Genomic DNA, 14341 nt, shown 5'->3' with positions numbered 1-14341 from the left:
GAGGTTCGTCATTCCATCCCTTCAGACCTAGTGTTGTGTTTTGCCGATCAGGCGTGAACGCAGCGAATTGGAGATGTGGTCGAACAGGAAAACGACGAAGAGAATAAGCAGGACCATATAGGCGACCTTGTCCCAGTCGGCATTGGTGCCCATCGCTTCCAGCAGTTTCAGACCGATGCCGCCGGCGCCCACCGCGCCGATGATGGTGGCGGAGCGGGTGTTGCTTTCCCAGAAATAGAGTGACTGCGAAATGAAGACCGGTAACACCTGCGGCAGCACACCGAAGCGGTTGACCGCAATCGGGGAAGCGCCGACCGATTTGACACCCTCGCGCTGCTTGTCGTCGACATTTTCCAGAGCCTCGGCATAGACCTTGCCGAGCGCTCCGGTATCGGTGAAGAAGATCGCGGCAATGCCGGGGATCGGTCCGGGACCGAAGCTGCGGGTGAAGAACAGCGCCCAGATCAGCATGTCGATGGAACGCAGGAAGTCGAACAGACGCTTCATGCCCCAGTTTGCTGCCCTGTTGGCGGTGATGTTGCGGGCGGCGATGAAGGCGAGCGGCAGGGCGACGAGCGTGCCGAACAGCGTGCCCACAAAGGCCATGACCAGCGTCTGCATCAGCTTGGACAGAATATCGGCATGCTGCCAGACGCTGTTGTCGAGGAAATCATCGACCATATGTCCGATATTGGAGCGTGCGGGATCGAGCCGCTCTCCCCAGAGCGCAAGGGCGGCAAGCTCGCCATAACTCTTGCCCCAGAATTCCGATTTGGTGTCGAACAGGAAATTCGCCCATCCGAGGAACCGGCGCTGGACATAGACCTGACTGGTACGGATTTCTGCCTGACCGGCAAAGCCATAATGGACGAGGACCTTCTTGCCGTCCTGCTGGATTTCGTCGGGTATCCCCTGTGGTGCGACAGCCCCGTCGTCGTTGATGATAATTGGATAGTTCCTGCCGTCGATATAGACATCCACTTGAGTCGGGGTCACGTCGAGGCGGTTTTCCATACCCCTATAAACGACGCTGTAACCGCCACCCGGCAGGGGCTGCAGCCAGTCGATCTTTGCATCAACCGGATATTGTCCGCGGCTCGACCATTGCGGTTCAACCTTGCCGTCTTCGAAACGCAGGCGCGGCTGGGCGCGCCAGGAGTACCAGTCCTGAATATAGCTCGAAGCGCGATCCCACCGCCCCTGCATGAAGGCCGGTCCGACATTGAAGAAGAAAAAGCAGCCAATGAGATAGGCGGTGACGGCAAGAAGGCCGACGAGCAGGCCATACCGTTGCATGAAACTGCGGTTGAATACGCCGGGATATGCAGCCGTCAGCCTTTCGCGGTCGGCGGTGTTGAGAATGAAGCTGGACGACATCAGGCCGCTCTCCGTCCGAATTCGAAGGATTGTTGGCCGATCAGCCTGCGGCGCAGCCAGCTGGAAAACTGGTCGACGGCAATGATGGTGATCAGCAGAAGGATGATGATGGCATAGGTCTTTGACGCGTGATCGTTACCGATCGACAGGCGGAAGACTTCGCCGATGCCACCGCCGCCGACAGCGCCGATGATGGTGGAAGCGCGCACGTTGATTTCGGCGCGCAGCAGCGCATAGGAGACGAAATTGGGCAGAACCTGCGGCACGATGGCGAAACGCACCCGTTCCAGCCAGTTGGCACCGGCGGCACGCAAGCCTTCATCCGGCTTCATATCGGCATTTTCCACCACTTCGAAGAAGAGCTTACCCAGCGCACCGATCGTATGGACCGAAATCGCAATGATGGCGGCGATCGGTCCGATCGAGAGGATGGCGGTCAGCAGCCCGGCGACGACGATTTCCGGAAAGGCGCGCAGCACTTCCATAATCCGGCGAACCACCCAGCGCACGAGCCCGGCGCCGACGAGATTGGTGGAGGCGAAGAAGCAGAGCACGAAGGCGAAACTCGTGCCGATGATTGTCGAGACCAGCGCAATATTGAGCGTGATGATCAGCTGGTAGATGAAGTGCGGGATGTAGAAACCGTCGGTGATGTAAACGCGATCCGCGACGTAGTTATATTTCAGCGAACCATCCGCATAGGGCGACGGCAGGTCGAACATCGCCCGGAAGATTTCCAGCGGACTATCGGGCACGAAGGTCTTCATGAAATCGAAGAAATAGGGCAGGCGCTCGAAGAACTTTCCCGAATTGGCTTCATTGGCGAAATTCAGGGAGGCGGCGAGGATGACGAGAAAGATCACGAGCGAAATGACGGTATAGATTCGTCGTGTCGCAAGCTGCTGTTGATAATGGCGCATGACCGTCCGGGACGATGCGCTCAACCCCTCGGGCGAGAGGGTACCATTGTGCAGTGTGGTCGCCATGCCGCTTTTCCTTTATTGGCAAAAGCGGCGGCGCCGTGGGGCACCGCCGCTTCCGGATATGATCGCAGGATCAGCCGCCGATAACGGACTTACGGGCGTCGATGATCGTCTGGTAGAAGGACGGATCGACCTTGATGTAGGCGGTGTTCTTGCCCTGGGTGAAGCCCTGGAAGCATGCGAGATCCTTCTTCGGCAGTTCCATGAAGAAGTCTTCGACCTTCTGCTTCATCGCGTCGCCGAGCTTGTTCGTAACCATCAGCGGACCGTTCGGGATCAGCGGCGACTTCCAGACTTCGACGATATCGTCCATGTCGAGGTTGCCCTTCTTGACCATCTGGTGAAGGTTGCCACCGGAGTAACCTTCTTCCCACTTGCCAACACCCGAACCGAAGGTGGTGCCGACATCGAACTTCTTGTCGAGAACGGCGAGAACGAGGTTCTCATGGCCGCCGCCAAAGCCGGTCTCGGAGAAGTATTCCTTGATCGGCGTGCCGGTTTCCTTCGGGATGGCGACGTTCGGGACCAGGAAGCCGGAGGTGGAGTCCGGGTCGGCAAAGCCGATCTTCTTGCCCTTGGCATCAGCCAGCGTCTTGATGCCGCTGTCCTTGCGAGCAACCATGATGGTGTAGTAGCCGCTGGAACCATCGGAGCCCGTATAGGTCAGGATCGGATCGACAGCCTTGGGGTCTGCGATGGCGATCTTGGCGTAGGAGGATGCGCCCATGGAAGCGATGTCGATGGTGCCGCCGAGCAGGCCCTGGATAACGCCGTTATAATCCGGAGACGGGAAAACCTGAACTTCGGAAACGCCGGTTGCAGCCTTGAGGCCATCGGCAACGCACTTGGTGTTGCGGATTTGGTCGGCTTCGTTTTCGGAGCCGTCGAGACCGATGCGCAGAACCTTGACGTCCTGAGCCATGGCGGAACCGGCCAGAACGCCAAGGGCGACTGCCGAAAGAAGGACTTTCTTCAACATGGACTTTCTCCTGTTTCCCGGCGAGCCGGAGTTTGTTGTGAAATATTGGCCCTTGACGCGGGCGCAAACGATGCTGAGCGGTTCCTCAGAGCCCGGCGAGAGCGAGCGGTTCGGGACCGGCAGATTGCTGCACCGGACGCGCGGCAAGCTGCGCGCCGGGAATATTGATGCTGGTCGAGGTCATGGTCTCGTCGATGCCGGAGCCTTGCGAATCGGTTCCGTAGATTTCGGTGACGGCGGCAGCAGTGAGCTCGGCGGGCGTTCCATCGAAGACGACGCGGCCCTGCGACATGCCGATGATGCGTTCGCAATAATTGCGCGCCGTATCCAGTGTGTGAAGGTTGGTGATGACGGTGATGCCTTCGCGCTCGTTGATGTCGCGCAGCGCGTCCATCACGATCTTGGCATTGAGGGGGTCGAGGGAGGCGATCGGTTCATCGGCCAGGACCATCTTTGGAGACTGCATCAACGCACGCGCAATGGCGACGCGCTGCTGCTGGCCGCCGGAAAGCGTGCCTGCCGCCTGCATGGCCACATGTTCGATGCCGAGCCGCTCGAGCGCGGCGATAGCCATCAGCCGCTCCTCATGGGTGAAGATGTTGAAAAGGCTGAGCGCCGTTGAACGGTGGTTGAGGCGGCCGAGCATGACGTTGGTGAGCACATCGAGGCGGGGCACCAGATTGAACTGCTGGAAGATCATGGCGCAGTCGCGCTGCCAGTTGCGGAGCGCAGCACCCTTCAGTGCAGACACTTCGGTATCGTTGAAATGAATGGAGCCCGAAGACGGATCGACGAGGCGATTGATCATGCGCAGCAGCGTCGATTTTCCCGCACCTGAGCGCCCGATCACGCCGACCATCTGACCCTGCGGTATCTCGACATTTACGGAATCGACCGCAGTGTGGTTGCCGAAACGGCGCGTGACTTGCTTCAGGTGAAAGCTCATTTCCCCGTCCAATCTTCTTTTGACGGGGTTCGACGTAACAGCGGTGCGTGAAGCGTGAGTGTCAGTTTGATGAAGAAAATATTACATAATTCGCAGATACGACACCCGTGGGTTCGCCGACAAACCTTTCTTCTGGCTTGTCATGCGGTGGAAATCCTGCGTGGCATATCGGGAGCCGACAAACAGAAATCCCAGGACATGACCCCGGGACTGCAATTGCTTCGGTATAGGCGGGAGTTTACCCGCCATATTTCGCCACGAAATCCTCGGCGGCGAGTGTGCGGAAATCATCCAGCGCGCTGCGCAGCCTCGCATGGTCCCAATCCCACCAATTCAGTTCATCCATGCGCTTGCCAAGCTCCGCGGTAAAACGCTCGCGGATCAGCCGGGCGGGCACGCCGCCGACGATGGTGTAGGGCGCAACATCTTTGGAAACGACCGCCCCGGCCCCGACGACTGCACCGTTCCCCACCGTGACGCCGGGCAGGATGGTCGCACCGTGGCCGATCCAGACATCGTGGCCGATCACCACCCGTTTGGCACGCCGGGCGGCGAAGAAATCCGTTTCATCTTCGGCGTCGTCCCAGTAGCTGCGGGCGCGATAGGTGAAATGGTGCAATGTCGCCCGCTGCATCGGATGATTGGTGGCGTTGATGCGGACGGAAGCGGCGATGTTGACGAATTTGCCGATGGTGGCGCACCAGATCGCGCCATCCTGCATGACATAGGAGTAATCGCCCATCTCGACCTCCTCAAGGCGGCAGCGCTCCGAAATTTCGGTATAGCGGCCGATCGAGGAATTGGTGACGCGGGCACTTTCGTGGATGACGGGTTCGAGACCGACCTTGACGCTCATGCCGCTGCCTTCCGGGGCGAGAATCGCGAAACGTCGAGAATGCGGTCAGCCACGGCTTCGCGCACTTCTTCGTCATGGAAAATGCCAAGCAAGGCGGTCCCCTTGCGCTTCTTTTCGGCGATCATCTCAACGACGACCCGCCGATTGGCGGCATCCAGTGAGGCGGTGGGTTCGTCGAGAAGCAGGATGGCGTGATCGGTGATGAAACCGCGTGCGATATTCACACGCTGCTGCTCACCGCCGGAAAAGGTTGCCGGCGGCAGCGACCATAATTCCTTCGGCAGGTTGAGCTTCGAAAGCAGCGCCGCTGCCTGCTCGCGCGCCTCCTCGACCGCAACCTTGCGGGCAAAAAGCGGCTCGGCGACGACGTCTATTGCTGGAACGCGTGGCACGGTGCGCAGGAACTGGCTGACATAACCAATCGTGCGGTGGCGTATTTCGAGGATCGTGCGCGGCGAGGCATTGCCGATATCGACGACCTGGCCCTCATGACGAACGAGAATCTGTCCGCTGTCGATGGCGTAGTTGCCATAGAGCATTTTCAGGATCGAGCTTTTGCCGATGCCCGAAGGGCCGCCGAGCACGACGCATTCGCCGCTAGAGACGGAGAAATTGACATCGCGAACGACTGGCAGCTCGATACCGTCGCGAAGATGCATGGTGAAGCTTTTGAAGACTTCCGAAACGATGAGAGGCGTCGTCATGGTGGGTTCTTTCTTTCTGCGCGTGATTTTGTCCGAAAACCGGGGACCATTTTTCGGAATCGCGCGGCTAGACCTGCAAGATGGAGGAAACGAGCAATTGCGTGTAGGGCTCGCGCGGGTCGTCCAGCACGCGGTCGGTGAGGCCATGTTCGATGACGTCACCGCCCTTCATCACCATCATGCGGTGAGAGAGAAGTCGCGCCACCGCGAGATCATGGGTGACCACGACGACCGCAAGACCGAGATCGTTGACGAGGCCGCGAACCAGATCGAGCAGGCGTGCCTGTACCGAGACATCGAGGCCGCCGGTCGGTTCGTCCATGAAGACGAGGCGCGGCGAGGTGACGAGGTTGCGGGCGATCTGCAGGCGCTGGCGCATGCCGCCGGAAAAGGCGCGCGGCTGGTCGTCGATACGGTCGGTGCCGATTTCCACCCGCTCCAGCCATTCGCTGGCCGATTGCCTTATATTGCCATAATGCCTGTTGCCGACGGCCATCAGCCGCTCGCCGACATTGGCGCCGGCGGAAACCGCCATGCGCAGCCCATCTGCCGGGTTCTGGTGCACGAAACCCCAGTCCGTCCGCATCAGGCAACGCCGTTCGGCCTCACCCATATGATAGAGGTCACGGACCGTGCCGTCGCGCATGCGATATTCCACGCTGCCCGCCGTCGGCATCAGCCGGGTGGAAATGCAGTTGAGGAGGGTGGTCTTGCCGGAACCGGACTCACCGACGATTGCCAGAACCTCGCCCGGATAGAGGTCGAAGGACACGTTGCGGCAGCCGGCGCGGTCGCCATAATATTTGGAAACGTCCCGGACTTTCAGAAGCGATGCGTCGCTCATTCTGCGGCCTCCTTCACATCCGCCAGCAGATGGCCTTTGTGGCCATGGGCGCGGCGGTCTTCGCAATGGTCGGTATCGGAGCAGACGAACATACGCCCGCCCTTGTCATCCAGCACCACCTCGTCGAGATAGACATTCTCTGCGCCGCACAGCGCGCAGGGCTTGTCGAAACGCTGGATTTCGAAGGGGTGATCTTCGAAGTCGAGGCTAACGACATCGGTATAGGGCGGCACGGCATAGATGCGCTTTTCACGCCCGGCGCCAAACAGCTGCAATGCATCCGACATGTTCATTTTCGGATTGTCGAATTTTGGCGTGGGCGAGGGGTCCATCACGTAGCGCCCGGCCACCTTCACCGGATAGGCATAGGTGGTGGAGATGCGGCCGTTACGGGCGATGTCCTCATAAAGCTTGACGTGCATCAGGCCGTATTCTTCAAGCGCATGCATGACGCGGGTCTCGGTCTCGCGCGGCTCGAGGAAGCGCAGGGGTTCGGGGATCGGAACCTGATAAACGAGCACCTGGCCCGAATGCAGCTCCTCTTCCGGAATGCGGTGCCGCGTCTGGATGATCGTTGCATCCTTCGTGCGGGTGGTGACCGCCACATTCGCGACCTTCTGGAAGAAGGCACGGATGGAAACGGCGTTGGTCGTGTCGTCCGCGCCCTGGTCGATCACCTTCAGCACATCATCAGGACCGAGGATGGAGGCGGTCACCTGCACACCGCCGGTGCCCCAGCCATAGGGCATGGGCATTTCGCGGGAAGCGAAGGGAACCTGATAACCGGGAATGGCGATGGCCTTCAGGATCGCCCGGCGGATCATTCGCTTGGTCTGTTCGTCCAGATAGGCGAAGTTGTAGGCAGCCAGCCCGTCGTCAAATGAAACTTCTTCAAGCATTGCGCGTTAGCCTTGTGAAAAAAGGAGTACAAGCTCATGGAGATTGGAATTCTTGCAGCCGTGTTCTTTGCTGTCTTTGCAGCATCGACCGTCTTTTGCGCCTACTGGTTTGGCGAGCAGCACAGCCGCTGAGCTATTCGGCCGCATCGCTCATCCATTCCGCGCCATTGGCGTTGATCGCCTCGAAATCGGCGCGCATCTTTCGCACCAGACCGAGTTCGGCCTGAAAATCCACGTAGTGCGGCAATTTCAGATGCTCGACGAAACCCGTCGCCTGCACATTGTCGGCGTGTGAAATGACGAACTCCTCGTCCTGTGCCGGCGCGACGACATCTTCGCCGAATTCGCCGGCGCGCAGCGCGCGATCAACCAGCGACATTGCCATCGCCTTTCGTTCGCTCTGGCCAAAGACCAGACCGTAGCCGCGGGTGAATTGCGGCGGTGCCTTCGCCGATCCCTTGAACTGATTGACCATCTGGCATTCGGTGACCTGGATATCGCCAAGCGAGACGGAGAAGCCGAGTTCCGGCACATCAAGCTCGACCTCTACTTCGCCAATACGGATTTCGCCGACGAAGGGGTGTGTGCGGCCGTAACCGCGCTGGGTCGAATAGGCGAGGGCCAGAAGGAAACCCTCATCGCCACGCGCCAGCGATTGCAGGCGCAGGTCACGCGGCATGGGAAACTCCATCGGTTCCCGTGTCAGGTCGCCGGCAATATGATCGTCCGGCATGTCGCCGTCGCTTTCGATCAGCCCCTCCTGAGCGAGGATATCGGAAACGCGCATGACATATTCCGGCTCGCCTTCACGCTGGGTAGCGGTTTCGACGGCCCCGTCTTCGAGGAGGGAGGGATCAAGCAGCCGGTGGGTGTAATCGAAGGTCGGACCCAGCAATTGTCCGCCGGGCAAATCCTTATAGGTCGCGGAAACGCGTCGCTGCACCGCCATGTCAGCGGTATCCACCGGCACCGAATAGCCGAAGCGCGGCAGCGTGGTGCGATAGGCGCGCAGCAGGAAGATGGCTTCGATCATGTCACCGCGCGCCTGCTTGACGGCAAGGGCCGCAAGCGACTGGTCGTAGAGCGAGGCTTCCGCCATCACCCGATCTACGGCGAGAGACAGCTGCGAAACGATCTGCCCCACGCTCATGGCGGGCAGGTCGCGGTCTCCGCGCCGCTGGTCGGCCAGCAGCCGGTGCGCGTTGGCGATGGCGGTCTCCCCGCCTTTGACAGCAACATACATCTTATGCCTCCACGGGTTTGATGCGCGTCGTACGCGGCAGGCAGACGAATTTATCGCCAGCCGTCAGGATGACATCGACGCCGCGCGGGAAGATGGCGTTGTTCTCCGCCCAAAGCATTGGGAAAATATCCGGCAGGCCGGAAGGGCTGATGATGTTGACGTGGCGGATGCCAGGCCCGGAAAGCAGCAATTCCCGCCCACCGTCCAGATCGGACAATTCGATGATGAGCGTCGTGGAGCGGTCGGGATATTCCTGACTGCCCTGGGCGAAAAGGCCGAAGGACGCGATGGCGCTGCCCGCTTCGATGACGGCGAAATGCGCAGCCGCTTTTTCTTCCGTCGCAGGCGCGCCGGTGTGAAATCCGATCCAGCCCGGCACCGCAGTCTTGCGCAAGGCGCCACTCAGCCAGACCGGCGTATCGTGGTCGCAAAGCGCCAGCAGAACCGCACCGGTGGCAGCGGCAAGCGGCAGCGGCGGGGCGACAGCCGTTTCGATTGTCTGCGGCGTGCCGGGACGGGCCATGCCGTCCATCAGCTTCTTGAAAATACGCTGGGAATCGAAGACGGCGCTGGAAAAGCCGCCCGTCAATGCTTCGGCTTTCACACCCATCAATCCTCTCCTCTAACCATGGTGAAGAAATCGACCCGCGTGGCGGCGGTTTCCCTTGTTTTCCGTTCCTTTTCCTCGCTCAGTCTTTTTTCGACCGGCGAAAGAAGCTCGGTCTCGATGAAGTCCCGGGTTGGGCTTTCCTGCCAGAGCGCGTCGAAAACGGCCGCATACCAGGCCTTCTTGCGGCCGGTGCCGAGAACATGCGCATGACCGACGGTTCCCGAGGCAAGCTTGACGGTTGCGCGGGTGACGGTGGTTTCGCCGAGATTAAAAGGCGCACCGCCGCCGCCGATGCGGCCCTTGACCATGACGAGGCCGGTTTCCGGCCCCCGCACGTTTTCCGTCTGCGGGCTGGCATTCTGCCGGCTCCAGACCGTCTCAAGTTCCTGAACGGTGGCGCGGGCAAGAAGCGCAGCCACCCGTTTCCTTTCACTATCTATATTCGCAGCTTCGTTATTCATCGCTTGACCTCTAATGTCTATTGATATAGACAACTATACAATATAAGTTACAATTAACGTCGATGAATGACAAGCGTGTGACATGAGCCCTGCGGCAGCGATGAAAAGAAAGAACGGCGTAGCGCTCTGGCGGCAGATCGCCGACCGGATCAGGGGCGAGATTGCGGCCGGCGATCACGACGAAACCGGCATGTTGCCGCCCGAGATGACGCTGGCCGAAAAATTCGGCGTCAACCGTCATACTGTCCGAAGCGCCATTGCCGCACTGGCCAGCGAAGGCATTCTCGAGCCGATGCAGGGGCGCGGTACGATGATCGCCCGCAAGGAGCGCCTGAGTTTTCCGATTTCGCTGCGCACGCGCTTCACGGCAGGCATCGGCGATCAGGTGAAGGAAATGGAGGCGCTACTTCTTTCCCACACGACCGAACCGGCCAGTGCCGATCTGGCAGCGCGGCTGCAACTGACTGCCGGTACGCCGCTCATACGTCTGGAAACCCTGCGCAAGGCGGACACCCGCCCTGTATCCCGTTCGACCACATGGTTCCCGGCTGATCGTTTTGCCGGAATAGGCGAAGCATACCAGCAAAGCGGATCGATCACCGCCGCTTTCAAGATACTTGGCGTGGCGGACTATGTGCGCATCTCCACCGTCATTTCTGCTATCCACGCGGATACGCAGGATCTGGTCGATCTCGAACTGTCGCCCGGGGCCATCCTGCTTGTTACTCAGGCATTGAATGCCGATATGGATGGCGTACCTGTGCAATATGCCGTCAGCCGATTTTCTGCCGATACGGTCGAATTCACGGTGGAAAATTAGAATACGGGCTTATTCCGCCTGCGAAAGGCCTAGCACATCCAGCATGGAATAGAAACCGGGCTTCTTGTCGAAGGCCCAGACCGCTGCCGTGATCGCGCCGCGTGCGAAGATGGAGCGGTCGCCGGCATAATGGGAAAGCTCGACGCGCTCGCCTTCGCCAGCAAAAATCACCGAATGTTCACCGATCACCGAGCCGCCACGCAACGTGGCAAAACCGATGGTGCCGGTCTCACGCGCGCCCGTGTGTCCGTCGCGCACGCGCACGGAAGAGGCGGTAAGATCGACCTTGCGGCCGGCCGCCGCCGCTTCGCCAAGCAGAAGTGCGGTGCCCGAAGGCGCATCCACCTTGTGCTTGTGGTGCATTTCCAGAATCTCGATATCCCAGTTCTGCGCATCCAGCGCCTGCGCCGCCTGCTGGGTGAGAACGCTGAGCAGGTTGACGCCGAGGCTCATATTGCCTGACTTGACGATGCGGGCATGGCGCGACGCTGCTTTGAACTTTTCCTCGTCTTGCGGCGAGCAGCCGGTCGTGCCGATGACGTGCACGATGCGGGCCTGCGCGGCAAGGCCGGCAAAGGTGACGCTGGTTGCCGGTGAGGTGAAATCGATCACCCCTTCGGCATGCAGAAATGCCTGTAAGGGATCGCTGGTGATTTCGACGCCGATGGGGCCGAGACCGGCAATTTCACCGGCATCGCGGCCAACAAAAGTCGAACCTTCACGCGCGACAGCGGCATGCAGCTGAACGCCGGGTGTCTGGTGAATGAGGCGGATCAGTGCCTGTCCCATGCGGCCTGCCGCGCCGACCACCACCAGTTTCATGCCGCTGCTGCCCATGTTTTCACTCACTTTTCATGTCGGGCGGATTGGAACCCGCCGGTATCGGACGATCGATGTTTGCAACGGCGACGTTAAAGACCGCTCGTCCGCTTCGCAAGCATCACATATGAAACGGGGTCCTTCAAAACCCGTCAGGCTCTCCAGCGCCGCCCGTCCAGCGCCAGACCGAAATCCGCAGGTGTTCTGGCATAGGTGGCAAGCCCGGAAAGCGCCGCCTGCGGATGGGTGACGACGAATGTCGAAATGGTCCGCATCAGCGCGCTGTGCGGCGCCTTGTCCTCGAACGCCGCCCGGAATTCCGGGCTCTTCAGTGCCGGAATGATCTTCTGCGAAATGCCGCCGGCCAGATAAACACCGCCCTTTGCCATGAAGATAAGCGCAAGGTCGCCCGCCACGCGGCCGAGATAGGTGCTGAACAGCGACAGCGTTTCTTTTGCCTGCGCGTTCTGGCCCGAAAGCCCCTGCGAGGTGATGTCGGCCGGATCGGCAAAGACAGGCTCGATGCCATCGGCTTTGCAGATGGCCCGATAAAGATTGACCAACCCGCGTCCGCACAGGATCTGTTCGCCGGCGACGCGGCCCTCGATGGTTTCGATATGGGGGAAAACCGCATAGTCGCGCGCGCTTCTCGGGCCGATATCGATATGCCCGCCTTCGCCAGGCACCGGGAACCACATGTGGCGGGCATAGACCAGCCCGGCAACGCCGAGCCCCGTTCCCGGTCCAAGAACGACCCTCGACGCCAAAACGTCTTTCTTGCCGGAGCCGATGGCGTCGCGGTTATCGTCGTCAAGGGCCGCGATCGCCAGAGCCTGCGCCTCGAAATCATTGATGACGATGACATCCTTCAGGCCGAGATTGGCGAGCATGTCCTTCGGCTTGACGACCCAATGGCAGTTGGTGAGGGGAATCTCGTCACCTTCGATGGGGCCGGCAATCGCGAGAATCGTCGAGACCGGCTGAAGCGAGGTCTTGTCCAGAACCGCCTGCTGGATGGCGTCGTCGATAGCAGGATATTCCGCCGTCTTTACCGTGGTGAGGTGCACCGGTTCGGCAAAGGAATCGATCAGGATGGAAAAGCGGGCATTGGTGCCGCCGATGTCGCCAAGAAGGATTGGAAAGGACAGATATTCGGTATCGGACGTCTTCGGCATTGCCTGTTCCATGTTGGGAGGTTCAGTTGGCGACGTGGAAGTCGATGAGATTTTCTGCGGTAGCGCGGTTGAGCGCCATGGGAATATCGTAAACCGTAGCAAGCCGCGTCAGCGCCTTCACGTCAACATCATGCGGCATGGCCGTCAGCGGGTCGGTGAAGAAGATCAGCATATCCACCTCGCCTGTGGCGATCATCGCGCCGATCTGCTGGTCGCCGCCAAGCGGACCGCTCTTGAGGCGGATGACTTCAAGACCCGGACACGCTTCCTGTACCCTTCCGCCGGTGGTGCCGGTGGCGACGATCCTGAAACCGGCAAGCGCTTTCTGGTGATGACGGGCGAAATCCGCCATATCGTCTTTTTTCTCGTCGTGAGCGATGAGCGCGATACAGCGTTGTTCTTCCATGGTCCCAGCCCGTTCAATCAAGAATTAAATCGATTTGAAGCCTTCTATAACAGCTTGCCGCCATTTGAAAAGGGAAGCTGTTGAATGCCTCATTTCTGTTTCAGTTCAATGTCGGGCGCTGGGTAGGAAGCGGAATATCCGAAGGCGGCTGTAGGGCGGGGGCTGCCTGAATGACCTGTTCCACGCTTTGCTGGCGCGTTGCTGGAGCAGGCGAATAGGCCTGAGCCGCAATGCCTTCGGGGTTGGCGGAAGGAGCGGCAGCCACGGCGGCGCAGGCCGAGGGCAGATCGGAAACCATGACCGGGCGCGGTTTCACCGGCTTGGCGTTGGGGTCCTTTTTCGGCGGCGCCCATGGTTCCTTGCTGAACCACCAGGCAAGCGACTTGTCGCAGCCGTCGCCTTTGCCCACGGCCGCCTGCGGCTTGCAGTTTGGCGCGCCGGGCGGGCATTCGAGACGGATATGGAAATGCTCGTCATGGCCGTAGATCGGCCTGATCTTGCCCATGAAGGTGCGGTCGCCGGTCCATGTCTGGCAGAGTTTCTGCTTGATGGCCGGGTTGACGAAGACACGCTCCACCTGCGGATAGCTTGCCGCCATCATCACCAGCCGGGCATTGAGGGGTGACCACTTGCGGTCATCGACCGTCAGGAACTTGCTCTTGTCCAGCATGGAGATGAAAGGCACCGTTTCGCGCTGCTCCACGCTCAGCCGCGGGGTCGGCATCGGCCGCCACCAGATGTCGACATCGAGGCCGATCTGGTGCGACGCATGGCCGGTCAGCATCGGCCCGCCGCGCGGCTGGGAAATATCGCCCAGCAGCAGGCCCGGCCAGCCGATCTTCTGGGCGTCCTGCGAAAATTGCTCGAGGAACGAAATCATCTGCGGCTGGCCCCAGCGCCGGTTGCGGGAAAGGCGCATGGCCTGCCAGCCGGGACCATCCGTCGGCATGGCGATGGCGCCGGACTGGCAGCCCTTGGCATAGGAGCCGATCGGCTGCGAGCCCGTGGCGGAAGGCAGAGCCATATGCCCGAACACCTCTTTCGCCGGCCTGTCCTCGGCCGCTGCAGTTTCCATCTGCAACTGCAACGCGGAGACGACCGAAATCGCCAGCAAGGCCGCCTTGAAAACTCTCGATGATCCCGCCGTCATAAAGTCTTGCCCGTCCGATCAGATGATTCTCTTCCCCTCAAGATAAACTGGAATGGGATTTTGTTGAAA

The 14341-nt window shown here is 60.2% G+C and carries 16 protein-coding genes; 1 reads left to right on the top strand and 15 read right to left on the bottom strand.

All coding sequences use genetic code 11. The features are described 5' to 3' along the window. Positions 1-27: 27 nt before the first annotated feature. The 11 genes from phnE (BS627_RS18020) to phnG form a co-directional block, all read right to left on the bottom strand. Positions 28-1377 (bottom strand): phosphonate ABC transporter, permease protein PhnE, encoded by a 1350-nt coding sequence (gene phnE, locus BS627_RS18020; RefSeq protein WP_077984537.1) that lies wholly within the window; start codon positions 1375-1377, stop codon positions 28-30. Further along, the gene (gene phnE, locus BS627_RS18015; RefSeq protein WP_077984536.1) at positions 1377-2363 is read right to left on the bottom strand and encodes a phosphonate ABC transporter, permease protein PhnE; all 987 of its coding nucleotides are present in this window, start codon (positions 2361-2363) and stop codon (positions 1377-1379) included. Before phnE (BS627_RS18015) ends, phnE (BS627_RS18020) begins: the two co-directional genes overlap by 1 nt. A 70-nt stretch (positions 2364-2433) precedes the next feature. Further along, complete coding sequence (gene phnD / locus BS627_RS18010; RefSeq protein WP_077984620.1) at positions 2434-3339, bottom strand: phosphonate ABC transporter substrate-binding protein; 906 nt, start codon at positions 3337-3339, stop codon at positions 2434-2436. A gap of 85 nt (positions 3340-3424) precedes the next feature. Beyond that, positions 3425-4285 carry a phosphonate ABC transporter ATP-binding protein gene (gene phnC, locus BS627_RS18005; RefSeq protein WP_077984535.1) on the bottom strand — a complete coding sequence of 287 codons (861 nt, stop codon included), beginning with the start codon at positions 4283-4285 and terminating at the stop codon, positions 3425-3427. A gap of 238 nt (positions 4286-4523) precedes the next feature. Continuing rightward, positions 4524-5141, bottom strand: coding sequence for a DapH/DapD/GlmU-related protein (locus tag BS627_RS18000; RefSeq protein ID WP_077984534.1), 618 nt, complete (start codon positions 5139-5141; stop codon positions 4524-4526). After that, complete coding sequence (gene phnL, locus BS627_RS17995) at positions 5138-5845, bottom strand: phosphonate C-P lyase system protein PhnL (RefSeq protein ID WP_077984533.1); 708 nt, start codon at positions 5843-5845, stop codon at positions 5138-5140. The genes BS627_RS18000 and phnL overlap by 4 nt, the downstream gene beginning before the upstream one ends. Positions 5846-5912: 67 nt before the next feature. Beyond that, positions 5913-6689, bottom strand: a complete 777-nt coding sequence (phnK, locus tag BS627_RS17990) for a phosphonate C-P lyase system protein PhnK (RefSeq protein ID WP_077984532.1) — start codon at positions 6687-6689, stop codon at positions 5913-5915. Continuing rightward, positions 6686-7588: an alpha-D-ribose 1-methylphosphonate 5-phosphate C-P-lyase PhnJ gene (locus BS627_RS17985; protein ID WP_077984531.1), complete on the bottom strand. Its 903-nt coding sequence runs from the start codon at positions 7586-7588 to the stop codon at positions 6686-6688. Before BS627_RS17985 ends, phnK begins: the two co-directional genes overlap by 4 nt. A 133-nt stretch (positions 7589-7721) precedes the next feature. After that, on the bottom strand, positions 7722-8831 hold the full coding sequence (locus BS627_RS17980) for a carbon-phosphorus lyase complex subunit (protein WP_077984530.1): 1110 nt from the start codon (positions 8829-8831) through the stop codon (positions 7722-7724). 1 nt (position 8832) lies between these two features. Continuing rightward, a complete protein-coding gene (phnH, locus tag BS627_RS17975) occupies positions 8833-9441 on the bottom strand; it encodes a phosphonate C-P lyase system protein PhnH (protein ID WP_165691304.1) in 609 nt (202 codons plus the stop codon). Further along, positions 9441-9902 carry a phosphonate C-P lyase system protein PhnG gene (gene phnG, locus BS627_RS17970; protein WP_077984528.1) on the bottom strand — a complete coding sequence of 154 codons (462 nt, stop codon included), beginning with the start codon at positions 9900-9902 and terminating at the stop codon, positions 9441-9443. The genes phnH and phnG overlap by 1 nt, the downstream gene beginning before the upstream one ends. Before the next feature lie 82 nt (positions 9903-9984). On the opposite strand from phnG, the gene phnF reads away from it, so the two are divergent. Next, positions 9985-10722, top strand: coding sequence for a phosphonate metabolism transcriptional regulator PhnF (phnF, locus tag BS627_RS17965; protein WP_077984527.1), 738 nt, complete (start codon positions 9985-9987; stop codon positions 10720-10722). A 9-nt stretch (positions 10723-10731) separates the two neighbouring features. On the opposite strand, the gene dapB is transcribed toward phnF, so the two are convergent. The 4 genes from dapB to mepA form a co-directional block, all read right to left on the bottom strand. Further along, positions 10732-11559, bottom strand: coding sequence for a 4-hydroxy-tetrahydrodipicolinate reductase (gene dapB / locus BS627_RS17960; RefSeq protein ID WP_077984526.1), 828 nt, complete (start codon positions 11557-11559; stop codon positions 10732-10734). A 134-nt stretch (positions 11560-11693) separates the two neighbouring features. After that, entirely contained in the window at positions 11694-12716 is a 1023-nt protein-coding gene (locus BS627_RS17955) for a glucokinase (protein WP_077984619.1), read from the bottom strand. A 22-nt stretch (positions 12717-12738) separates the two neighbouring features. After that, positions 12739-13122 (bottom strand): methylglyoxal synthase, encoded by a 384-nt coding sequence (locus BS627_RS17950; protein ID WP_020812947.1) that lies wholly within the window; start codon positions 13120-13122, stop codon positions 12739-12741. A gap of 100 nt (positions 13123-13222) precedes the next feature. Then, on the bottom strand, positions 13223-14272 hold the full coding sequence (gene mepA / locus BS627_RS17945) for a penicillin-insensitive murein endopeptidase (RefSeq protein WP_077984525.1): 1050 nt from the start codon (positions 14270-14272) through the stop codon (positions 13223-13225). Positions 14273-14341 lie beyond the last annotated feature (69 nt).

The organism is Agrobacterium salinitolerans, from assembly GCF_002008225.1.
Lineage (GTDB): Bacteria > Pseudomonadota > Alphaproteobacteria > Rhizobiales > Rhizobiaceae > Agrobacterium > Agrobacterium salinitolerans.
Note: the sequence above shows the minus strand (reverse complement) of the source record. Positions and strands in the feature narration are given on the sequence as shown.

What these genes read in the sequence shown, in the direction of transcription:
- phnE (WP_077984537.1), bottom strand. Translation starts at nt 1,377, where the DNA reads ATGTCGTCCAGCTTCATTCTCAACACCGCCGACCGCGAAAGGCTGACG.
- phnE (WP_077984536.1), bottom strand. Translation starts at nt 2,363, where the DNA reads ATGGCGACCACACTGCACAATGGTACCCTCTCGCCCGAGGGGTTGAGC.
- phnD (WP_077984620.1), bottom strand. Translation starts at nt 3,339, where the DNA reads ATGTTGAAGAAAGTCCTTCTTTCGGCAGTCGCCCTTGGCGTTCTGGCC.
- phnC (WP_077984535.1), bottom strand. Translation starts at nt 4,285, where the DNA reads ATGAGCTTTCACCTGAAGCAAGTCACGCGCCGTTTCGGCAACCACACT.
- BS627_RS18000 (WP_077984534.1), bottom strand. Translation starts at nt 5,141, where the DNA reads ATGAGCGTCAAGGTCGGTCTCGAACCCGTCATCCACGAAAGTGCCCGC.
- phnL (WP_077984533.1), bottom strand. Translation starts at nt 5,845, where the DNA reads ATGACGACGCCTCTCATCGTTTCGGAAGTCTTCAAAAGCTTCACCATG.
- phnK (WP_077984532.1), bottom strand. Translation starts at nt 6,689, where the DNA reads ATGAGCGACGCATCGCTTCTGAAAGTCCGGGACGTTTCCAAATATTAT.
- BS627_RS17985 (WP_077984531.1), bottom strand. Translation starts at nt 7,588, where the DNA reads ATGCTTGAAGAAGTTTCATTTGACGACGGGCTGGCTGCCTACAACTTC.
- BS627_RS17980 (WP_077984530.1), bottom strand. Translation starts at nt 8,831, where the DNA reads ATGTATGTTGCTGTCAAAGGCGGGGAGACCGCCATCGCCAACGCGCAC.
- phnH (WP_165691304.1), bottom strand. Translation starts at nt 9,441, where the DNA reads ATGGGTGTGAAAGCCGAAGCATTGACGGGCGGCTTTTCCAGCGCCGTC.
- phnG (WP_077984528.1), bottom strand. Translation starts at nt 9,902, where the DNA reads ATGAATAACGAAGCTGCGAATATAGATAGTGAAAGGAAACGGGTGGCT.
- phnF (WP_077984527.1), top strand. Translation starts at nt 9,985, where the DNA reads ATGAGCCCTGCGGCAGCGATGAAAAGAAAGAACGGCGTAGCGCTCTGG.
- dapB (WP_077984526.1), bottom strand. Translation starts at nt 11,559, where the DNA reads ATGGGCAGCAGCGGCATGAAACTGGTGGTGGTCGGCGCGGCAGGCCGC.
- BS627_RS17955 (WP_077984619.1), bottom strand. Translation starts at nt 12,716, where the DNA reads ATGCCGAAGACGTCCGATACCGAATATCTGTCCTTTCCAATCCTTCTT.
- BS627_RS17950 (WP_020812947.1), bottom strand. Translation starts at nt 13,122, where the DNA reads ATGGAAGAACAACGCTGTATCGCGCTCATCGCTCACGACGAGAAAAAA.
- mepA (WP_077984525.1), bottom strand. Translation starts at nt 14,272, where the DNA reads ATGACGGCGGGATCATCGAGAGTTTTCAAGGCGGCCTTGCTGGCGATT.